A 17801-nucleotide genomic window follows, 5' to 3' on the forward strand; every position below is an offset into this window, starting at 1 on the left:
GAGGCGACGGCTTTCGGTAGAGCCCTCGGCGCGGAGGCGACGTTGGTGCCTGGCCGCTGTGGCGTAAGGGCGTAGTCATGGCCGGGCGGCTTGGGGTATCCCTCAGGGTTAGGCTCGCTGTGTGCCGGCGCTCATCGAGGTCGTGTCCGTCATCAACGCCGCCCCGAGTGTGGTGTTCGACCTGACCCTCGATGTGGACGTTCACACCGCGTCCCTGCCTGCGAGCCGTGAGACAGCCACGACCAGCACTGGACGACGTCAACTCGTTCTCGGCGACGAGGTCACCTTCCACGCTCGTCACTTCGGACTGGCCTGGCGCATGACCAGCCGAATCACCGCCTACGAACGGCCGTACCGCTTCGTTGACGAGCAGACGCGAGGCCCCTTCCGTGCTCTGCGCCACGAGCATCAGTTCCAGGACTTCGACGGCGTACGCACGCAGATGACCGACCGCATGACCATCAGCGCGCCCCTGGGGCCGCTGGGCGTGGTGGTGACCTGGGCGCTCGTCGCGCCGTACCTGCGTCGGCTGTTGATGCAACGGGCAGCCCACATCACGTATCTGGCGCAAGCCCACGAGCCATAATTCCCGCCGGACCCGGGACATGCGATCACCTCGAGTCGGGGCGGACGTCGCGGCAGGGCTGTGTCGGAACATCCGCTGAGGGTGTCCGGCATGTTCTTCGTGTGCCGGTGGCGGGAGGAGTTGCCGTTCAGTAAGCGGGTGGTCACCGTGCCGGACGCGACGGTGCTGGACTGGTTTCGCCGCGGGTGGGAGCACGACGACCCGCACGCATGGATCGACGGCGAGTTGGGCGGTGACGTCTACGGCTTGGAGTCGATCTTCGAGGAGGCCCGGAAGCGGCACCTGCCTCGTCCGGCGTCCGTGGACGATCTGCGTGCGCTTGTTGATCGAGCACCTGTGGGTGGAGGGTGACGACGAGGACACTTTCATCCGGCTCGGTGAGCACGCCCTGCGCGTGCGTACCAATGACGACGAGGTGGATTTGGCCTACTACTTCCTCGACCACGCTGCCGTTGCCGCGTCGCCTGACCGGCTTGCGTTCCTGCTGCACGACACCTGTCCCCTGCCCACCAACGAGGCGGCCTGCGCTGCGGTCTTCAGCCCTGCGGTGCCCATCCGGACCGTCCGGCTGGTTCCGCCCGGCCCCGGATCCGTCTACTCGGTGCGCCTGTGCTGGGCATTACCCGATATCAACCGGAATCTGGACCTGCCGGGTGCCGCCGTGTTCCCCTGCCGGACCTCGCCGGTCACCTGCCCGACGCCGCCGGTAGGCCGCTGCGCGGCTCCCGGCACGCCTACGTTCCCACGGGTCGGGTCGGGTGTGGGCGCGTGGTCGGGGCCGGCGGGCGAGGCTGCGTATCCGGGTAGCCGGGCGTAGCGTCGCAGGGCCGCGCCGACGTCGTTGTCTTCCGGGGCGACGAGGGCCTTCAGGAGCTGGGCGTTGTGGGGCCAGTGGTGGGCGTCGAGGGTCGATCGCTGATCCGGCTCGACCCCCACATCGCACAAGTCGCCCGCTACATCGATGACTTCTTCGGGTTCGACCAATGGTTCCTCTTCGATACCCGGTGGGCAGCGGCAAACCTCGACCTGGCCCGCTCGCTGCTGCGCTACGCGACCCACTGGGACCCATTCGAGGCATGAATCTCCACGGCTGTCCCGAGCCTGCCTAAGCCAGACCACCGCCGCCACATCACCTGCACAGCCCGCGACCACGCGTGCCGGCCTGACTGATCCTCGCAGGGCAAGTCTCTCGGTCGACCAGACGAGCGCGAGCCCGAGCGCAACTGTCCTTCAACCCCTGGCGACCGGATCTGCCGTAGTGCCCGCGCGTCGCCAGCCGGGAGCCGTCACGTCGCACCGTCGGCCGTTACGCCCGGCGGTCGTGCGGCCCGCTGGCGTCCGCAAGCCAGTTGGAGAAATATCACGCAAGATGTCAGGTTTTGGGTGGAGCGTGGGTTCATCGGTCGACGCCGGTGAGAGGCGCGACCATGGCACAGACTAGAGACGGTGGCAGCCAGGTGGCGGCTCAGAGGTCGCGCCGCCCGGCTGCGGTGGTCAGCCCTGGATGGCGAAGCCGCCGGTCCAGGAGATCTTGTCCGCCGCGGCGAGGGTGAGCTGGAGGAAGCCGAGCGCCTCCATCTCGCGGGCGCGGCGCAGGCTGCCGGCGTCGATCGCCTTCAGGCCACCGGCGGTGACGACCTCGGCGAGCCTCGCCTTAGCGTCGGCGTCGTCGCCGGCGATCAGCACGGTGGTGGGCTGCCCGCCGATGGTGCCCGAGGCCAGCGTGCCGGCGAAGGTGGTGTTGAACGCCTTCAGCACCCGCGAGTTCGGCAGCGCCGCGGCGAGTTCGGCGGCCGCGGAGGAGTCGGCCGGCACCACCAGGGAGTCGAAAGTCTCGAAGTTCAGCGGGTTGGTGATGTCGACGACGATCTTCCCGGCGAGCTGGTCGCCGCGCTGGGCGACGATCTCGCGCAGCGCCGGGTAGGGCACCGCGAGGACGACGATGTCGCCGGTGACGGCCTGGTTCGCGGCGTCTTTGCCGATCAGCTGGACGGTGTTTCCGCCCTTCTCAACGACGCCGGCGATCGCCGAGCCCATGTTGCCGGTTCCGAGGATGCTCACTGAGGTCATGACGGTTCTCCTTGTCGATGAACGAACAAACCGAAGTGGTTGTTGCTTCAACTAACCGTAGCAGGGAATTACTTGTACCGACAACTTTTGTCGGGCACGATGGAGCGCATGAACCACCGCCAAGCCCGCACCGACGACACGACCCGCTCGCTCGGCACCGAGCCTACGGCCGTGTCGGCGCCGCAGTGGCTGAGCTCCGAGGAACGCGCCGTCTGGGTACGGCTGAGCGCGGTGCTCGAGCTGCTTCCCGGGGTGCTCGACTCCCAGCTACGCCGCGACGCCGGCCTGACCTACTTCGACTACTACCTGCTCGCGATGCTGTCCGAAGCACCCGAGCGCACGCTGCGCATGACCGCGCTCGCGCAGCGCACCAACGCGACCCTGCCTCGGCTCTCGCACGTGGTACGCCGGCTGGAGGACCGCGGCCTGGTCATCCGATTCCCCTGCCGTGAGGACGGCCGGGCCACGAACGCACAGCTCACCGATGCCGGCTGGGACGTTGTCGTCGACGCTGCCCCGGGGCACGTCACCACCGTCCGCCGCTACGTCGTCGACGCGCTCACCCCCGGACAGCTCCATCAGCTCGGCGACATTGCCGACGCGCTGCTGAGCAGGCTGGACCCAGATGGCCGGATGACCGCGGTACCAGACCCCGCTGCGCCGACAGCCGAGGCCCGTTGAGCGCACGGTTCCCGGGTGCGGGTACTGGCGCACTGACCGCTGGCTAACCGCTGGGTCGGCTTCAATGCCAAGCGTGCGTGACTGCCGCCGACACGCTGCAGAACGACCTCGTCACCATCGAGCGCGCGAGTTCAACCAGAACCGGCGACGGCGGCAGGGCATCCCACCACGTGTGCCCCATGGCGCTGGGACGGCAGACGGTCTGCCCGACCCGTCCGACCTGGCGCATCCAGGGTGCCCGCGCGTGTGGGCACGGCGTGCGAGCTCACCTCACGGCCGGTCCGTGCCGGCGCTGCGTTTCCGGCCCTCGAGGGTGTGGACGAGCCAGGCTGCGACGCGTGCCGCTTGACGCAAGTCGGCCGCTGACCGGTCCGACAACAACTCCATCTGGTCGAGGTCGTAGAGGCGGACCAGCCGGTCGAACGGGAACCGGCCTGCAGGTGTAGGTCGACGAGCTGGGGCACCACGACGTCCGGGACGCTCCGCGGGTAATGTGGCCGGCAGCCCGCAGTCACGCACGCCTCCTGGCACGACTTCCGGATCCTCAAGCAGAACCTCACTGGCGTTGATGCGGTCACCGCCGGACGGGTGATGCCCTACACGGTCTTCGTCACCCCCGAGCTTGGACGCATCGGCCTGACCGAGACCGAGGCCCGGGCACGGGGCCATCGCATCCGGGTAGCGAAGATCCCGGCTGCGGCGATTCCCCGGTCCAAGACCATGCACCAGGCCACCGGCACCTGGAAAGCCGTCGTCGACGAGGACTCCGAGGAAATCCTCGGCGTCGCCCTTCTCGGGCACGGGGCCGGGGAGGTCATCGCTGCCGTGCAGTTGGCCATGCTCGGAGGCCTTCGCTACCAACAGGTCCGCGACGCCCCGATCACGCATCCCACCATGGCTGAGGGCCTGAATCTGCTCCTCGACGCCCTATAAGGGGCATCTAATCCGTGTAGCGGTTGATTCACGTTTGGTCGTGGCGTCGGCCGCTGCGGGTCGTTGATCGCGGCGTGGGTACCGGTCGGATCATGCCCTCCAACTGGCGTCAGGCGGTTCCCGCAGCGGGCGGCAAGAAGAAATACCCGAAAGGGCAGCGCGGCTTCGAGATCTACCGTGACGGCCAACTCGATGGCATCAAGGTGCACGGCGGGCACCCTGCCCTGAGCCCTGGGCTGCCCGGCGCTTGCGGCACCGGGCAGCCCGACCATCGTCGATAGAATGCCGCCGTGATTCGCGAGATGCGTTTCGTCGTCTCGGTGCCGGATGAGATTTCGGCCTACGCCGTCGGCGAGAGGCTGGCCGAGCGCGGCCATTTGCTGGTCGCGGTACGGGAGGTGCCGATCGACCCGCTGGAGGGTCGCTTCGCCGCTGGTGGCGAACCCACTCGCTGGTCGTGGACCCGCCCTACGAGGGTCCGCTGGAGGTCTCACCGGTCGAGAAGAAGGCCGTTGCGGCCATTGCCCGGAAGTACGGCGGGCAGGTCAACTCGGCATGCGGCCAGTTTCCGGACAAGGCGATCGAGCGCTTCTCCCGGGAGGGCCTCGCGCACGAGCTAGACCGGGCCGAGGCCGACCGGATCCGCGTGGAGCTCGTCGGCGGGCAGACAACCGCCGCGCCGTCTCTGCCTGCGCCTCCGGGACTCAAGTGCGGTGGTTTCCGTCGTCCTGCCGCCGATCTTCGCGCGGCCGCCGAGGTGGTGTCCTTCGAGGGCCGCACCTTCGACGGTGTGGGCGACCTGATCGCGGCGATCGCGAACGACGCGTTCCCGCAGGGCTCGGTGGTGCCCGCCGCCCCGGGCGCGGTGCCGCAGCTGGCCGCGCTGGCGGGTGCCGACGGGGTGAGCGACTTCTACCGGGCTATGACGCTCATGGTGCTGTTCCAGATGAGCACTGCGGGTCGGCGGCGGCTGGCGTACCAAGCGGACGCCCCGGAGGACGGCGGCGCCGAGACGCCCGCGGAGACGGCGACCCGGGCCGCAGTCGCGGCGGTGCTGCCCGGGCTCGCCGTGGGCCGCAGCGAACTGGCCGAGCTCCTCCTCGCCGGGCTGTCCGCGGCCACGCGAGAGGCGGGGTCCGGAATGCCAGCCGGCCTGGAGCGGATCGCCGGGCGGTACGCGGGCACCGCCCGTATTCCGGTGGTGAACCTGATCCGGGCCGTCGCGGACGGCGCCGAAGAGCCCATGCGGACTGCCACCGCAGCGGTGGTGGCGGCTCTGCCGGAGGCGGTCGACAACCTGCAGAGCACAAAGGCCACGGCCGAGGGGCGGGCACTCGACACGCTCGACACCGTGCTGCAGTGGGAACTGGACAACGCCCGGCTGTCCAAGCTGGGCATGGTCTTCGGCCCCCGCTGATGACCGCCGGCCCACCGCCGGTAACGGCTACCGCCCGCGCGAGGCCGCAGCTCAGCCGCCCACAACGGGTCCCGCGTCTCCGCCAGCGCCTGACGCTGTCAGCCCACGGCACGACCGAGGAACTGCGCCACAGAACCCACCGCAGTTCCTCCCTACGACGACGCTGCGGCATTCCACTCCTTCGGATGGCTGATGGCGCATTCGACGGTCGCCGCCTGGTCCGCGGGCGGTGTCCGTCAGGCGCCGCACCGGCCGTAGCCGGCCTCGCCGCACCGGTGCGGTCAGGCCGGCATCGTCGGGAGCGTCATGCCAGCCGAGCCCGGACCAGTCGACGTCGACAATGAGCTCATCAGACCACTCGCTACCACTACCTCCTCGCCGCCGCGCAGCTGGGCGGGCATCTGGCAGAACAGTCGCCGGATCCGGCGGCCGGGAACGCGGCCGAGGATCCGTGTGCGGTGACGCGGGCGCATGTGAAGGCGTTCCAGGGTTGGATGCTCGAGAACCTGCGCGACGAGGCGTTGATTCGCGTCCCGAGGGCGAGGTCGTGGCCTGCGCGGGCCACCCGCCGCGCGGTGGCCACGCCGATGCCGCGTCCGCCGCCGGCGACCGTGCCGCCCACCCGGGAACCCGTCACATCACCTGGCGGAGCACCCCCAGGGACGTATGGACCGGCTCCGGTGCCGTCAGCGCCTGTGCGAGATCCGGGTCGCGGCCGGTCAGGCTGTCCAACACCTCGTCGGCCGCCCCGTGCCCCTGCGCGGCGCCTTTCGCACCCGCCGCGACGAACACCTCGTCCTCTGCGACGCCGATCTCGTACCGCGACTCGGTGACGTCCCGCAGTGCGAGCGTGGCGGCCGGCGGGTGGCCGGCCTGCACGCCGACACCCCCGGCGAGCAGCAGAGCGTACATGGTGACCAGGGGGAAGTCCTCGACCCGCGACTCCGGCTCCACACCGAGCGCCAGGGCCACATCCCGTTCGTGGATCCAGGCGTCCCAGAGCATGTGCAGGGACAGGGTCGACCAGTGCAGTTGACGTCCGCTCGGCGCGGGCATCAGCGGGCCTTCGGGCCCGGCGGTCCGGACCTGGAACAGTTCCCGTTCCCGTTCGATCAGCACCGCCAGGGTCTCAAGGGTCTCCTCCGGGCTCTGCGCAGGCGAGTCCGCCAGCCACAGCAGCGGGGTGGTGGCCGGCTGGATGGGGCCGTGACGCAGGAACCGCTCGACCTCCGGGCTGCCGCTGAGCAGAGCGACGTGCAGCTCAGCCACGTTGACCACGTGTCGGACCACGTCGTGCACCGACCAGGCGGTGCAGCGGGACTTCGCCGCCCAGCTCGCCGGATCGAGTTGAGTGACGAGGCGGAGGAAGTTTGACCGCTGGTGCTGGATCGTCGCGCCGATTGCTTCCGGGCCGGCGTTCAGACCGCGCTTCTCGGTGAGTACAAAGTCAGACAACGGACTACCTCTCGGAGAGCGGATGAATGACTGGACTTAACCGCCCGCGGCATCGGGGGCGAAGTATCGGTCTATCGGCGATCCTCGGAGAGGAGTCGGATCAATGGAGTGATCTCAGCAACATAAGGTTTGATTGGTGCGGCACGGGCGAAGGTGGCGGGTCGGGCGGCAGTAGAAACAGGCGTGGAGCCATCGATAGACACGTCCTTGCGACAGAAACACGTCTTCGAGAGGGCTCCACGTGAATGCTTATCGTGCCATGGTTGACGTCCCGAGGGAACCTCGTGCAGCACCTCGCCCGGCTGTTGTACGTACAGCGCCGGGCCTGCGGTACCCGCCGTGGCGCCCGGGGCGTCGACCTGCTTCCAGTGCGGTGGCCAGAAACGTTCACCGGGCCGCACCGGGCCCAGCCGACGACCGGCGTTGGAATCGGGCCTGGATACCACACCGGTGTCCAGGCCCGATTCCGTCTTGCCGGGGCGCCGCCTGGACCTCGCCGCGGCACCGCCAACGTTCCTGGACACCGCACTATCAGGCTTTGATGGTGCTCGTATGGTTCCGCAAGGCCGAGGACATGGCCTTGCCCGCCGTAGGCTTCGGCATCTCCAGGGAGACCGCCTACCGCTACCGTGACGAGGGCATCGCCGTGCTCGCCGCCCAGGCCAGCGACCTGCACACCGCTCTGCGTCGGGCCGCCACCGACAACTGGTCCCACGTGATCCTCGACGGCAAGCTGTTCGACTGCGACCGGCTGACCGAGACGACCCTGTCGGTCAGGGATGAGGTGATCGATGCCTGGTTCTCCGCACAGCACCGTGACTTCGGCGAAAATGTCCACACTGTCATGCGCCCCGACGGGTTGCCGATCTGAACATCGGCGGCGCTGCCCGGGCAGCTACACGACACCAGATGCGCGCGAACTCGCAATCACCGCCGCCCTGAACTGGTCCGCCGCCGAACTCGACCTACCGACCCTGGCCGACTCCGGCTACGACAGCGCAGGCCACGGCACCAAAAAGCCCGGTCACGTAACCCGCAGACGGCTATCGACTCGCACCTGACAACCCCGCCTACAACCAACTTCAACGCGGTCGACGGTGGCCAGGAGAAGTTCTCGACATTCGTCTGCGACGAGTACGTAACGACATCGACAGATAAGCGGCGCGAGTTCTCGCAGACTGCCGAACCCGCCGGGTCGAGCCGCAACGAAACCGGCATACCTCCCAAGTCACCGCATCGCCCGTCCGTCCGTGATGGACGATCGAACGATGACGGGCGTCAGTGACATGTGGGATCAGGCGCGGGACCGGCTGCCGGTGATGACCTCTCGACTTCGCGACCTGGTCGGTTGCGAATCCCCGCCAGGGGCTGCCGGGCAGTTGGCCGCCTGCGCCGATCTCCTGGAGAGTTGGGGAAACGCAGCCCTCGGCAGGGCGGCACGACGGGTGTGGCTCGACGGCCTGCCCCACCTGCTGTGGCCGGCCGTGCACCAGCGAGTCCTGCTGCTGGGGCACTACGACACGGTGTGGCCCGCTGGCACCATCCGGGACTGGCCGTTCGCGGTCACTGGAACCGTGGCCACCGGTCCGGGTGTCTGCGACATGAAGGCCGGAATCGTGCAGATGCTCACCGCGGTGGAGCTGCTTCCCGATCCGTCGCAGGTGGGGCTTCTGCTCACCTGTGACGAGGAGAGCGGATCGCCGGCCTCGCGCCCGCTGATCGAAGAACAAGCGACACGCTCCGGCGCGGTCCTGGTGGGCGAGCCGAGCACCGAGTCGGGCCACGTCAAGATCGCGCGCAAGGGCGGTTCCGTGTACCGGGTGACGGTCCGTGGCCGGGCGGCGCACGCGGGCGTCGAGCCGCACCGCGGCGTCAACGCGGGCGTCGAGCTGGCGCATCAACTACTCGGCGTCGGGACACTGGCCGCCGACGGTACGAGCGTCACACCGACCGTGCTCACCGCTGGCACGATGACAAACGTCATCCCGGAGACGGCGGTGATGCACGTCGACGTACGGGCGTGGAGCCGCGATGAGCTGCACCGGGTGGACGACGCACTGCGCGCCCTCGTGCCGTGGCTGCCCGGTGCTTCGATCGTCGTCGAAGGCGGCGTCAACCGCTACCCGATGCCCGAGGCGGTCGCCCGCCCCCTGCTCCATCAGGCCCAGACGGTCACCGCCGAGTTGGGGCTGCCCGCCATCGACGGCACGTACGCCGCCGGCGCGTCGGACGCCAACTTCACGGCCGCGCTCGGCGTGCCCACCCTCGACGGACTCGGCGGCGTCGGCGGGCACCCGCACGCCCGGGGCGAGTACGTGGATCTGGCCCGCGCACCCGAGCGGGTCGCATTGCTCACCGGTCTGATCGGTCGACTTCTCGCAGCGCGCGACCACCCGCTGACCACCCTCGCCCCGTAGCCTGGCGGCAGGCCGCGTCGACGCGGCGTTGCCAGCTGACCGGAAGGCGGCATCCGGGTGCCTCACCAGCGGATCCACGGCTCACTCGACACATCCGGCACCCGGATCGGGGTGGAGGAGGAGTTCTTCCTGGTGGACGGGGAGAGCCGGGCGGTGGTACCCGCAGCCGCCAGCGTCGTGGAACGGGCACGGGAGCAGCTTGGCGACCGGGTCTGCGGGGAGATCAGCACCGTGCACCTGGAGACCCGGACCCGCCCGGTCACCTCCGTACCCGTCCTGCTGGGCGAACTGACCGAGGCGCGCCGGGTCGTCGCCCGCTGCGCGGTGGACGAAGGACTCCGCCTTGTCGCGTCCGGTACGCCGGTGATCCAGGCCGACGGTCCGGCACCGATCGTCGAGGGCCCGCGGCCGGCCCGGGGCACCGCCATGTTCCGTGGCCTGCACGACGACCTGGCCATCTGCGCGCTGCACGTGCACGTCGAGATGCCCGACCGCGAACACGCGGTGCAGGTCAGCAACCACCTGCGGGCGCACCTTCCGCTGCTGATCGCGTTGAGCGCCAACTCGCCGTACTGGCGCGGGCGGGACACCGGCTACGCCAGTTGGCGCACGGTGATCTGGTCGCGCTGGCCGGTCGCCGGGCCGCCGCCCCGGTTCACCTCCGCCGCGCACTACGAGCAGACCGTGGCTGCCGTCGGCGCAGCCGGTGCCACTGTCGACTCCGGCACGCTGTTCTGGGACGTGCGTCTCTCGGCCACCCACCCGACCCTGGAGATCCGGGTCGCGGACGTGCCGGTGACGGCAGAGGAGTCGGCGTTGTACGCGGCACTGGTCCGGGCGCTCGTGGTACGCGCGCTGGCGGCGGTGGAACACGGCGAGGCCGACCACGACGTGCCGGCGGAGTTGTTGCGCCTGGCGTACTGGCGCGCCGCCCGTGACGGGCTCGACGGTGAGCTGCTCGATCTGTCCACCGGGCAGCTCGTGCCCGCTGCCGCCATGGTGACCAAGCTCGTGGCCTCGCTGCGGCCGGTGCTCGAGCAGCTCGGTGACGGTGAGTTGTTGGCCGGGTGGCTACGCCGGTTGCTGGCCCTCGGCAGCGGCGCCCACCGGCAGCGGACCGCGGGACGCCGCGGGGACCGACCCGCCGACGTGGTCGACTACCTGATCGCCAACACGGTCAGCGGCACCGCCAGCCGGGCGCCGGCCGAAGAGAGCTTTCTGCCGTAAGCCGTGCCGGTCGTGTCGCGGGATGCTGGACCAGTACCCGATGGCAGGAGGCGGTCGATGGAGACGACGGGTGACGGCCACCGGACGGTGGGGCGCGACGAGGCGGAGATGCTGAGTGTGAGCCGGGCGTTCGCTGACCAGATGGCCACCAGGCGGTCGTTGCGGCACTTCTCCTCGCGACCGGTGCCGGTGGCGGTCGTCGAACAGGCGGTCCGCGCGGCGGCCACCGCCCCGAGTGGGGCGAACGTGCAACCGTGGCGGTTCGTCGTGGTCACCGATCCGGAGCGCAAACGACGGTTGCGTGCGGCCGCCGAGGCGGAGGAGCGGGAGTTCTACGAGCGACGGGCCACGGCCGACTGGTTGGCCGCGATCGCGCCACTGGGCACCGACTGGCGCAAACCGTTCCTCACCGACGCCCCGGTGGTGATCGTCGTCTTCGAGGTGCACCAGGGGCCGAACACGCCCAGGCCCTACTACGTCAAGGAGTCCGTCGGGATCGCCGTCGGGGTGCTCATCACCGCCCTGCACCACGCCGGGCTGGCGACGCTGACCCACACGCCCTCGCCGATGCGCTTTCTCAACGAGGTCTGCGAGCGCCCTGCGGAGGAGCGGCCGTACGTGGTGATGCCCGTCGGCTACCCGGCACCGGACGCCACGGTGCCGTGCCTGCGCCGCAAGTCACTTCAGGAGGTCATGGTCCGGCTCTGATCTGCTGCCGCGTCGCACTCGGCCGAGTTCCTGGGCGAAGTACCGGCAAAGCGGTTCGACGTGCCGGTCGGGACGACGCCACTCGGCGAGCAGGTCCTCCAGCAGATGAAGTTCGTCCACCAGCGTCCGCCCGTGGTAGCGGCGGACTACGGGGTGGATGAAGGCGCTCTCGGCCGCGCGTTCCGGCTGCGGGTGGCGTTCGATGGCGAAGACGTCGCGGTAGTCGTCGCGGCCCCACCGCAGTCCGAAGGTGTAGTAGTGCGCCTGGTCGTGGAACCGGGCGCGGACGTAGTCCTCCGGCAGATCGGCATAGTGGCGCACGGTCCCGGTGGAATCGTCGACGACCAGGGCGTCGCAGAGGAACTCGAACTGGGTCCACAGTGCGGAACTCCAGTTCACCCGGTCCAGCACGAGCGAGGTGAGGATGCCGGGGTCCCGGGCGACGTCGCGGTGGGGCAGCGGGACACCCTCGTACCGCTCGCGCAACAGCGCGGTCAGCGTTCGCAGGTTGTAGCGGAAGCCGTCGATGAAGGCGGACGACGCCTTTTTGAAGTCGCGGTCCTGGGCGATGGTCCCGGCGAAGTAGAGCCCGTCGACGTTCGTCGACTGCCAGTCCGGGCGGGTCGCCGGCATCCGGCCGCTGGGCACCATCTCGGGACGGCAACCGGCGGTAAACGGGGAGGTGTCCATGACGAAGCCGGTGCAGCGCAGGACCGACTCGTACGGCAGCACGGCTGTCTCGCCGTCGGCGTGCGTGTAGGTCAGGTGAACCTCATACCGGTGGTCGTCGCGGCGGATTTCGTCGATGACGCAGTCGAGCACCGAGTGCAGCGTCTTGAACTGGTAGCTGTCCAGCACCGCTCCGTGGTGGCCGCGTACGTCTCCCGGATGCTTGGTGTTCCAGGCCAGACGCAGCGGACGCGGGCTGGCCAGGTGCACCATCGCGGCGTGACCGAGGATCGCCGAGGCGGTCTCGAACGCGGAGTTGCCCTTACCGATGATCAGTACCCGTTGACCCGCGTAGTGGCGCGGATCGACCTCCATCTCCTCGTAGCCGACGGCGTGTTCGATGCCGCGGATCGGCGGGACGTGAGGCCGGCCCCAGCCGGTGGCCACCACGACGCAGCGGGCACCGACCGGGCCGGCGGCGGTGTGTACGACGAAGCCGTCGCCGGTGGCCTCGATGCGCTCGACCGCGGCGTCGAACCGGATCCGCAGCTCGTGGTGGCGGTGGAAGTCGTCCAGGTACCGCACCATGTCGTCGGCGTGCGGAAAGTACTCCTGGCTGTACGTCGGGAACGGCAGGTCGGCGGGTTCCTGGAGTAGCGAGTTCCAGTCCCAGCGCAGCCGGATCTCCGGATCGTCGCTCACCGCGTGCACCTTGTTCAGGGAGATCAACCGGCGGTGCCGGGGAAAACGGCGGAAGAATGCCGCCGGCGCCGACTCCCTTTCCAGGGTCAGGTAGTCGCAGCCGGCCTGGTGCAGGTAGTAGCTGAGCTGCAGCCCGGCGGGACCGCCGCCGATGATCACATAGCGGTGCCACTCGGTGAGGCCGGGATCGTGGGTGTCGTCCATCCGCTGCGCCTCCAGGTAGCCGGTTGGTGTGGACAGAGACGTTCCCGACATCGGTGGGTTGCTGTCAACGGGCGCCCTTCGGCTCGTCGCGTCAGCGGGGCCGCTGCCGGGGCAAACGACAGCCGGGTACCGGAAAATTGAGCACGTACGAAGAAATCCGCCCCCGGCGTCTGTGTCACCATCCGGTCAAGCCCGTGCGTCGCCGACGCCGTGGCGACCGGTCATCCATATCGGAGGTGTCATCATCGCGCACATTGATCTGGGCCTCGACGAAGTGCAGAACCCCGGAATCGTCGGCCTGATGCGGTATCGGCCGGAGACCGCCAAGCCCCTCAACGAGCTGGCCGAGGTGCTGCTGCGCGGCCCGAACTCGCTGAGCCGGGGAGAGCGGGAGCTGATCGCGGCGTACGTCTCCGGCCGCAACGAGTGCGAGTTCTGCTGTACCTCGCACTCGCTGTTCGCCGCCGCCCAACTGGACGCGGGCCTGCCGCTGGTGCGGCAGGTGTGCGCCGATCCCGACGCCGCGTCCATCTCGGCCAAGCTGAAGGCCCTGCTGCGGATCGCCGCGGCGGTGCAGCAGTCGGGTCGCGACGTACGTGCCGAGCTGGTGACATCCGCCCGCGATCAGGGCGCGACCGACGTCGAGATCCACGACACCGTGCTCATCGCGGCGGCCTTCTGCATGTTCAACCGCTACGTCGACGGGCTGGGTACGGTGGCGCCGGAGGGGCCCGACGGGTACGGCGAGTCGGTGCGTCGGGTCATCGAGCAGGGCTACGGCGTCTGAGCTGGGGCCGGCCGACGCGGTCTACGCCGCCTTCGTGGCGCGGCGCCGGCGCGACGTGGCCGGCGGCCCCGGCTGGGCTTCAGCCGTGGTCGGCGGTGCCGGCTGGGCTTCAGCCGTGGCCGGCGGTCCCGCCGCTCGGGTGTCCTCGGTCCGTTCCGGCTCCGCCGCGTCGCCCGCGCCGCCCGCGTCGCCCGCGCCGCCCGCGTCGCCCGCGCCGCCGATCTTGGCGGCCACCAGCTCCAGCACCGCGGCGCGGTAGTCGTCCCGCTGACCACCGGGGTCGAAACGCTCGGTCATCGCGTCGACGAGAGAGATCGTCCGGGCGAGTTCCGGGGCCGGCACCGCCACCGGGGCGGCCAGGAAGGGGAACTCCGGCACGCGTAGCTCGTCCGGCCAGATCATGGTGTGCAACATCAGCATGTCCCCGCGTACCCGGATCGCCGCGAGGCGCTCCACCTGGCGGAGCGCCACCCGGGCGAGAGCTGCGCGCCGGCTGTCCCGCAGCGCGTCCCGCAGCAGCGTGTACGGCAGCACGGCGACGTCGTCCGGTTCCAGGAAGTATGTCCGGTCGTAGAGGATGGGGTCGATCTCGTCGGTACGGACGAATTGGCCCACCTCGATGGTGCGCACCATCGCCGGCCGTAGGCCGGCCAACTCCTCGTCGTCGACGACGACCAGTCGCCCGTCGTCGACCTCGTACCCCTTCGCGACGTCCTCGTAGGCCACCTCGCGGTCGCAGTCGTCACAGAACCGGCGGATGCTGATCCGGCCACCGTCGGCACGATGTACCTGCCGGAACCGGATGGTCCTCTCCTCGGTGGCGGCGTGCACCCTGACGGTGATCGACACGAGACCGAAGGAGATTGCGCCCTTCCACATTGCCCGCATTCGCGCTCCCGGCTGGTCGTGTTCCCCTGCCGCCAGCGTGGCACGGTGCCCCGGGCAGTCGCTTCCTTCTCCGTGCGCGACCACCGCCGTTCCGCCCTGCCGCCTCCTCGGCACCGTGGAGGATGCGGCCGGCGTGACGGCGCGGCGACGATCGGGCCAGACAACCGAACCCGGCCGGCGTCGGCGGGACGACCAGGAAGGAGCGACCGCGTGAACGCGTCGCTGGGGGGCGGGAACGCCAAACACGTAGCGGTCAACCAGGTGCTGCGGGAGTACCTGCTCGCCTCGACGTCGGCACCGGACCCGACCGTCCGCGACCTTGCCCGTGCCACAGCGGAGCTCGGTGAGGTGGCGGGGATGATGGTGCCGGAGGAACAGGTGGCGCTGCTGACTCTGCTGACCCGGCTCGTGCGCGCCCGTAAGGTGATCGACGTCGGCACCTTCACCGGGCTGTCGGCCCTCGCCTTCGCGCGCGGTGTCGCTCCCGGCGGCACGGTGGTCACCTGCGACAACAGCGACCGCTGGCTGGAACTCGCCCGGGCGCACTGGCAGCGGGCCGGGGTGGCCGACCGTATCGACTTCCGGCTCGGGCCGGCGGCCCGCACCCTGCGGGCGATGCCCGAGCGGGCGGACGTGGACGTCATCTTCGTCGACGCCGACAAGCTGAACTACCCGACCTACTACGAGCTGGTGGTGCCGCTGTTGCGTCCGGGCGGTCTGCTGTTGCTGGACAACGTGCTGCTCGACGGCTTCGTGACCGCACCTGACCTGGCCGCCGACCAGCTACAGCGGCGGTGCGCCGCCGTGCTGCGTGAGGTCAACGCCGCCGTGGCGGCCGACGACCGGCTGGAGGCGGTGATGTTGCCGATCGCCGACGGACTCACCGTCGCGCGGCGGCGCTGACCGGAGCCCGGGTCGTTGGCGGGCGCCAACCGGAACCGGCCGGCGCCGCCACACCGGTCACAGGTGCTGGGGCAGGCCGAAGGCGGGGAAGACCTCCGGCGGGAACGCGGTGATCTCCGCGATCATGCCGCCCTCCACCCGGAAGACGTTGAGGACCTGCGGGCGGTACAGCGACTCGCCCGGCCGCCGGACGTATCCGGCGACCGCCGGTTGGCGGTTCGCGTGGGTCCCCAGCGCCCGCCACTCACCGAAGTAGGCCGGCGAGGTCGGGTCGAACTGGGCGAGCAGCCCGGCGGTGAACGCCTCCCGACCGACGATCCAGAACGGGTCCGGCGGCATGGTGACACGGACGTCGGTCCTCAGGAGCTTGGCGAAGCTCGCCGCGTCGGCCTTCTCCAGTGCCTCGATGCACCGTTGGACGAGTGCCCGCTCGGCCTCGGCCGGATCCGAGGTCGCGCCCCACTCGATCGGGCGCGGCGGCAGCCGGTCCTTCAGCGTGGCCCGGGCCCGTTGCAGGGCGCTGTTGGCGGAGGCGAGGCTGATGTCGAGCATTGCGGCGGTCTCGTTCGCCGGCCAGGCGAGCACGTCGCGCAGGATCAGCACGGCCCGCTGCTGGGCCGGCAGGTGCTGGACCGCCACGAGGAAGGCGAGCTCGATCGTCTCGCGCGCCACCACCTGCGAGTCGGGTTGGCCCTCCGGCGGTGCGACGACGTCGAGCAACCGGTCCGGGTACGGCTGGAGCCAGGGCACCTCGTCGGTGGGCGGTGGCGGGGTCTCCCGGTCCGCGCCGAGGGCCGGCTGCCGGTGGGGCAATGGTGTGCGCGTGTTGGCCCGTAGGAAGTCCAGGCACACGTTGGTGGCGATGCGGTACAGCCAGGCACGGACGGCTGAGCGCCCCTCGAATGTTTCACGCTTGCGCCACGCCCGCAGGTAGGTCTCCTGGACGAGGTCCTCCGCGTCCTCAAAGGATCCGAGCATCCGGTAGCAGTGCACCTGCAACTCACGTCGGTGCCGGTCGACCAGTGCCGCGAAGCTCGGCTCGTCGATGATGGAGGTCTCCTGCTCGGTGTCGTGCTGGGACGCGTCCGCGCCGAGGTCCGCCATCGAGCTCTCCCCAATCCGTCGTGGATCAAGCATCCACGGGCCACTATACCGACGGTGCCGGGTCGCGGACGTCGCCGTGGGCGGCGATGCCCGGCAAGGCGGGAGGTGAGTGGTGCGGCAGTGGATGTGAGGGTGATGTCACGGCCGACCGGCGATGAGAGCGAAACGAGGGGCGATGGATTCGACGACACCCACCACCGGCGACATCAGCCGGATGTACGACGAGACCGCCGCGTTGTCGCAGGTCTTCATCGATGGTCAGGAGCACCTGTCCTACTGGTACGACGATCGCGACCGCACTCCCGTCATCGAGGCGGCCCGGCGGATCACCCGGAAGGCCGGCACGGCGGTCGACCTGCGTCCCGGCGAACACGTTCTCGACGCCGGCTGCGGCGTCGGGGCCCCGGCCGTGCAACTGGCCGAGGAGTACGGCGTCCGGGTCACCGGGGTGACCCTGAGCGCGGTCCAGGTGCGGGAGGCGCGGAGTCGGGCTGAGCGGGCCGGCGTCTCCGCCCGGGTCGAGTTCGTGTGCGGCGACTACCACCGGCTCGCCCTGGCCGACGAGTCGGTCGACGCCGTGGTGGCCATCGAGGCCCTGGTGCATGCCGTCGACGTGGCGGGGCCACTCACCGAGTTCCACCGGGTCCTGCGTCCCGGCGGTCGGCTGGCCATCACCGACTGCACCCGTGAGCAGCAGATGAGTGCGGCGCAGGCCGCCACCTTCATGGCGGATTTCAAGATCGCCCAGCTGCACTCCGTGCCGGAGTGGATCACGCAGCTCGGCGCGGCGGGTTTCGAGGTCGAGGAGTACACCCAGTGCGGTCCGCGGGTGTACGGCATGGGCCTGCGGTACCTCAGCCGGGTCGAGGAGCTGCGCGACGAACTGACCGCGAGCTTTGGCGCCGAGATGGTGGACACCCTCACGGCGTCGTACCGGAGCTACTTCAGCCAGCAGACCGACATCGGGTACGCGATCATCGCCGCGCGTAAACCGTACCGCTGACCTGCGCGCACCCGGGCGTGCGTGCCCCGGCTGGCCGGGGCACGCAC

Annotated in this window: 20 protein-coding genes; 15 read left to right on the forward strand and 5 right to left on the reverse strand. The window is 70.0% G+C overall.

The genetic code is table 11. The annotated features are described in order from the left end of the window. Positions 1 to 121: 121 nt before the first annotated feature. From Vlu01_RS17645 to Vlu01_RS17660, 4 genes are all read left to right on the forward strand, one after another. Complete coding sequence (locus Vlu01_RS17645; RefSeq protein ID WP_204000753.1) at positions 122 to 586, forward strand: SRPBCC family protein; 465 nt, start codon at positions 122 to 124, stop codon at positions 584 to 586. Positions 587 to 676: 90 nt separating this feature from the next. Further along, a complete protein-coding gene (locus Vlu01_RS17650; protein ID WP_239095961.1) occupies positions 677 to 937 on the forward strand; it encodes a hypothetical protein in 261 nt (86 codons plus the stop codon). Then, the gene (locus Vlu01_RS17655) at positions 900 to 1403 is read left to right on the forward strand and encodes a hypothetical protein (protein ID WP_204000756.1); all 504 of its coding nucleotides are present in this window, start codon (positions 900 to 902) and stop codon (positions 1401 to 1403) included. Before Vlu01_RS17650 ends, Vlu01_RS17655 begins: the two co-directional genes overlap by 38 nt. A 65-nt stretch (positions 1404 to 1468) precedes the next feature. Then, positions 1469 to 1666 (forward strand): hypothetical protein, encoded by a 198-nt coding sequence (locus Vlu01_RS17660; RefSeq protein ID WP_204000795.1) that lies wholly within the window; start codon positions 1469 to 1471, stop codon positions 1664 to 1666. Positions 1667 to 2080: 414 nt separating this feature from the next. On the opposite strand, the gene Vlu01_RS17665 is transcribed toward Vlu01_RS17660, so the two are convergent. Then, positions 2081 to 2656 carry an NADPH-dependent F420 reductase gene (locus tag Vlu01_RS17665; RefSeq protein WP_204000758.1) on the reverse strand — a complete coding sequence of 192 codons (576 nt, stop codon included), beginning with the start codon at positions 2654 to 2656 and terminating at the stop codon, positions 2081 to 2083. A gap of 108 nt (positions 2657 to 2764) precedes the next feature. Between Vlu01_RS17665 and Vlu01_RS17670 the strand changes: the two genes are divergently transcribed. The 4 genes from Vlu01_RS17670 (at position 2765) to Vlu01_RS17685 (ending at position 5687) form a co-directional block, all read left to right on the forward strand. Then, complete coding sequence (locus Vlu01_RS17670) at positions 2765 to 3337, forward strand: MarR family winged helix-turn-helix transcriptional regulator (RefSeq protein WP_204000760.1); 573 nt, start codon at positions 2765 to 2767, stop codon at positions 3335 to 3337. A gap of 591 nt (positions 3338 to 3928) precedes the next feature. Then, complete coding sequence (locus Vlu01_RS17675) at positions 3929 to 4270, forward strand: oxidoreductase dimerization domain-containing protein (RefSeq protein ID WP_204000762.1); 342 nt, start codon at positions 3929 to 3931, stop codon at positions 4268 to 4270. A 92-nt stretch (positions 4271 to 4362) separates the two neighbouring features. After that, positions 4363 to 4551 carry a hypothetical protein gene (locus tag Vlu01_RS17680; protein WP_204000764.1) on the forward strand — a complete coding sequence of 63 codons (189 nt, stop codon included), beginning with the start codon at positions 4363 to 4365 and terminating at the stop codon, positions 4549 to 4551. A gap of 176 nt (positions 4552 to 4727) precedes the next feature. Further along, positions 4728 to 5687, forward strand: coding sequence for a hypothetical protein (locus Vlu01_RS17685; RefSeq protein WP_204000768.1), 960 nt, complete (start codon positions 4728 to 4730; stop codon positions 5685 to 5687). Between the two features lie 633 nt (positions 5688 to 6320). Here Vlu01_RS17685 and Vlu01_RS17690 read toward each other — a convergent pair. Beyond that, positions 6321 to 7142: a maleylpyruvate isomerase family mycothiol-dependent enzyme gene (locus tag Vlu01_RS17690; RefSeq protein WP_204000771.1), complete on the reverse strand. Its 822-nt coding sequence runs from the start codon at positions 7140 to 7142 to the stop codon at positions 6321 to 6323. Between the two features lie 541 nt (positions 7143 to 7683). On the opposite strand from Vlu01_RS17690, the gene Vlu01_RS17695 reads away from it, so the two are divergent. The 4 genes from Vlu01_RS17695 to Vlu01_RS17710 all read left to right on the forward strand — a co-directional run bounded on the left by Vlu01_RS17695 (position 7684) and on the right by Vlu01_RS17710 (position 11494). Next, the gene (locus tag Vlu01_RS17695; RefSeq protein ID WP_204000797.1) at positions 7684 to 8013 is read left to right on the forward strand and encodes a hypothetical protein; all 330 of its coding nucleotides are present in this window, start codon (positions 7684 to 7686) and stop codon (positions 8011 to 8013) included. A 397-nt stretch (positions 8014 to 8410) separates the two neighbouring features. Then, on the forward strand, positions 8411 to 9559 hold the full coding sequence (locus Vlu01_RS17700) for a M20/M25/M40 family metallo-hydrolase (protein ID WP_204000773.1): 1149 nt from the start codon (positions 8411 to 8413) through the stop codon (positions 9557 to 9559). A gap of 57 nt (positions 9560 to 9616) precedes the next feature. Beyond that, positions 9617 to 10786, forward strand: a complete 1170-nt coding sequence (locus Vlu01_RS17705) for a carboxylate-amine ligase (RefSeq protein WP_239095962.1) — start codon at positions 9617 to 9619, stop codon at positions 10784 to 10786. 108 nt (positions 10787 to 10894) lie between these two features. Beyond that, the gene (locus tag Vlu01_RS17710; protein ID WP_373307427.1) at positions 10895 to 11494 is read left to right on the forward strand and encodes a nitroreductase family protein; all 600 of its coding nucleotides are present in this window, start codon (positions 10895 to 10897) and stop codon (positions 11492 to 11494) included. Here the strand turns inward: Vlu01_RS17710 and Vlu01_RS17715 are convergent. Then, positions 11465 to 13120 (reverse strand): NAD(P)-binding domain-containing protein, encoded by a 1656-nt coding sequence (locus Vlu01_RS17715; protein WP_239095963.1) that lies wholly within the window; start codon positions 13118 to 13120, stop codon positions 11465 to 11467. The two genes, Vlu01_RS17710 and Vlu01_RS17715, sit on opposite strands and share 30 nt — an antisense overlap. Positions 13121 to 13313: 193 nt before the next feature. Between Vlu01_RS17715 and Vlu01_RS17720 the strand changes: the two genes are divergently transcribed. After that, positions 13314 to 13856 (forward strand): carboxymuconolactone decarboxylase family protein, encoded by a 543-nt coding sequence (locus tag Vlu01_RS17720; protein ID WP_204000791.1) that lies wholly within the window; start codon positions 13314 to 13316, stop codon positions 13854 to 13856. A gap of 21 nt (positions 13857 to 13877) precedes the next feature. Here the strand turns inward: Vlu01_RS17720 and ku are convergent, their stop codons facing one another. Next, complete coding sequence (gene ku / locus Vlu01_RS17725; RefSeq protein WP_204000777.1) at positions 13878 to 14744, reverse strand: non-homologous end joining protein Ku; 867 nt, start codon at positions 14742 to 14744, stop codon at positions 13878 to 13880. 210 nt (positions 14745 to 14954) lie between these two features. Between ku and Vlu01_RS17730 the strand changes: the two genes are divergently transcribed. Continuing rightward, complete coding sequence (locus Vlu01_RS17730; protein ID WP_373307426.1) at positions 14955 to 15647, forward strand: O-methyltransferase; 693 nt, start codon at positions 14955 to 14957, stop codon at positions 15645 to 15647. 57 nt (positions 15648 to 15704) lie between these two features. On the opposite strand, the gene Vlu01_RS17735 is transcribed toward Vlu01_RS17730, so the two are convergent. Further along, a complete protein-coding gene (locus tag Vlu01_RS17735) occupies positions 15705 to 16751 on the reverse strand; it encodes a sigma-70 family RNA polymerase sigma factor (protein WP_204000780.1) in 1047 nt (348 codons plus the stop codon). A 175-nt stretch (positions 16752 to 16926) separates the two neighbouring features. Here Vlu01_RS17735 and Vlu01_RS17740 point away from each other — a divergent pair, with 175 nt between their 5' ends. Next, positions 16927 to 17754 carry an SAM-dependent methyltransferase gene (locus tag Vlu01_RS17740; protein WP_204000782.1) on the forward strand — a complete coding sequence of 276 codons (828 nt, stop codon included), beginning with the start codon at positions 16927 to 16929 and terminating at the stop codon, positions 17752 to 17754. Positions 17755 to 17801 lie beyond the last annotated feature (47 nt).

The sequence above is a fragment of the Micromonospora lutea genome, from assembly GCF_016863535.1.
GTDB classification, from domain to species: domain Bacteria; phylum Actinomycetota; class Actinomycetes; order Mycobacteriales; family Micromonosporaceae; genus Micromonospora; species Micromonospora lutea.

What these genes read in the sequence shown, in the direction of transcription:
- ku (WP_204000777.1), bottom strand. Translation starts at nt 14,744, where the DNA reads ATGCGGGCAATGTGGAAGGGCGCAATCTCCTTCGGTCTCGTGTCGATC.
- Vlu01_RS17665 (WP_204000758.1), bottom strand. Translation starts at nt 2,656, where the DNA reads ATGACCTCAGTGAGCATCCTCGGAACCGGCAACATGGGCTCGGCGATC.
- Vlu01_RS17700 (WP_204000773.1), top strand. Translation starts at nt 8,411, where the DNA reads ATGACGGGCGTCAGTGACATGTGGGATCAGGCGCGGGACCGGCTGCCG.
- Vlu01_RS17650 (WP_239095961.1), top strand. Translation starts at nt 677, where the DNA reads ATGTTCTTCGTGTGCCGGTGGCGGGAGGAGTTGCCGTTCAGTAAGCGG.
- Vlu01_RS17695 (WP_204000797.1), top strand. Translation starts at nt 7,684, where the DNA reads ATGGTGCTCGTATGGTTCCGCAAGGCCGAGGACATGGCCTTGCCCGCC.
- Vlu01_RS17670 (WP_204000760.1), top strand. Translation starts at nt 2,765, where the DNA reads ATGAACCACCGCCAAGCCCGCACCGACGACACGACCCGCTCGCTCGGC.
- Vlu01_RS17675 (WP_204000762.1), top strand. Translation starts at nt 3,929, where the DNA reads ATGCCCTACACGGTCTTCGTCACCCCCGAGCTTGGACGCATCGGCCTG.
- Vlu01_RS17710 (WP_373307427.1), top strand. Translation starts at nt 10,895, where the DNA reads ATGCTGAGTGTGAGCCGGGCGTTCGCTGACCAGATGGCCACCAGGCGG.
- Vlu01_RS17740 (WP_204000782.1), top strand. Translation starts at nt 16,927, where the DNA reads ATGGATTCGACGACACCCACCACCGGCGACATCAGCCGGATGTACGAC.
- Vlu01_RS17735 (WP_204000780.1), bottom strand. Translation starts at nt 16,751, where the DNA reads ATGGCGGACCTCGGCGCGGACGCGTCCCAGCACGACACCGAGCAGGAG.
- Vlu01_RS17680 (WP_204000764.1), top strand. Translation starts at nt 4,363, where the DNA reads ATGCCCTCCAACTGGCGTCAGGCGGTTCCCGCAGCGGGCGGCAAGAAG.
- Vlu01_RS17715 (WP_239095963.1), bottom strand. Translation starts at nt 13,120, where the DNA reads ATGTCGGGAACGTCTCTGTCCACACCAACCGGCTACCTGGAGGCGCAG.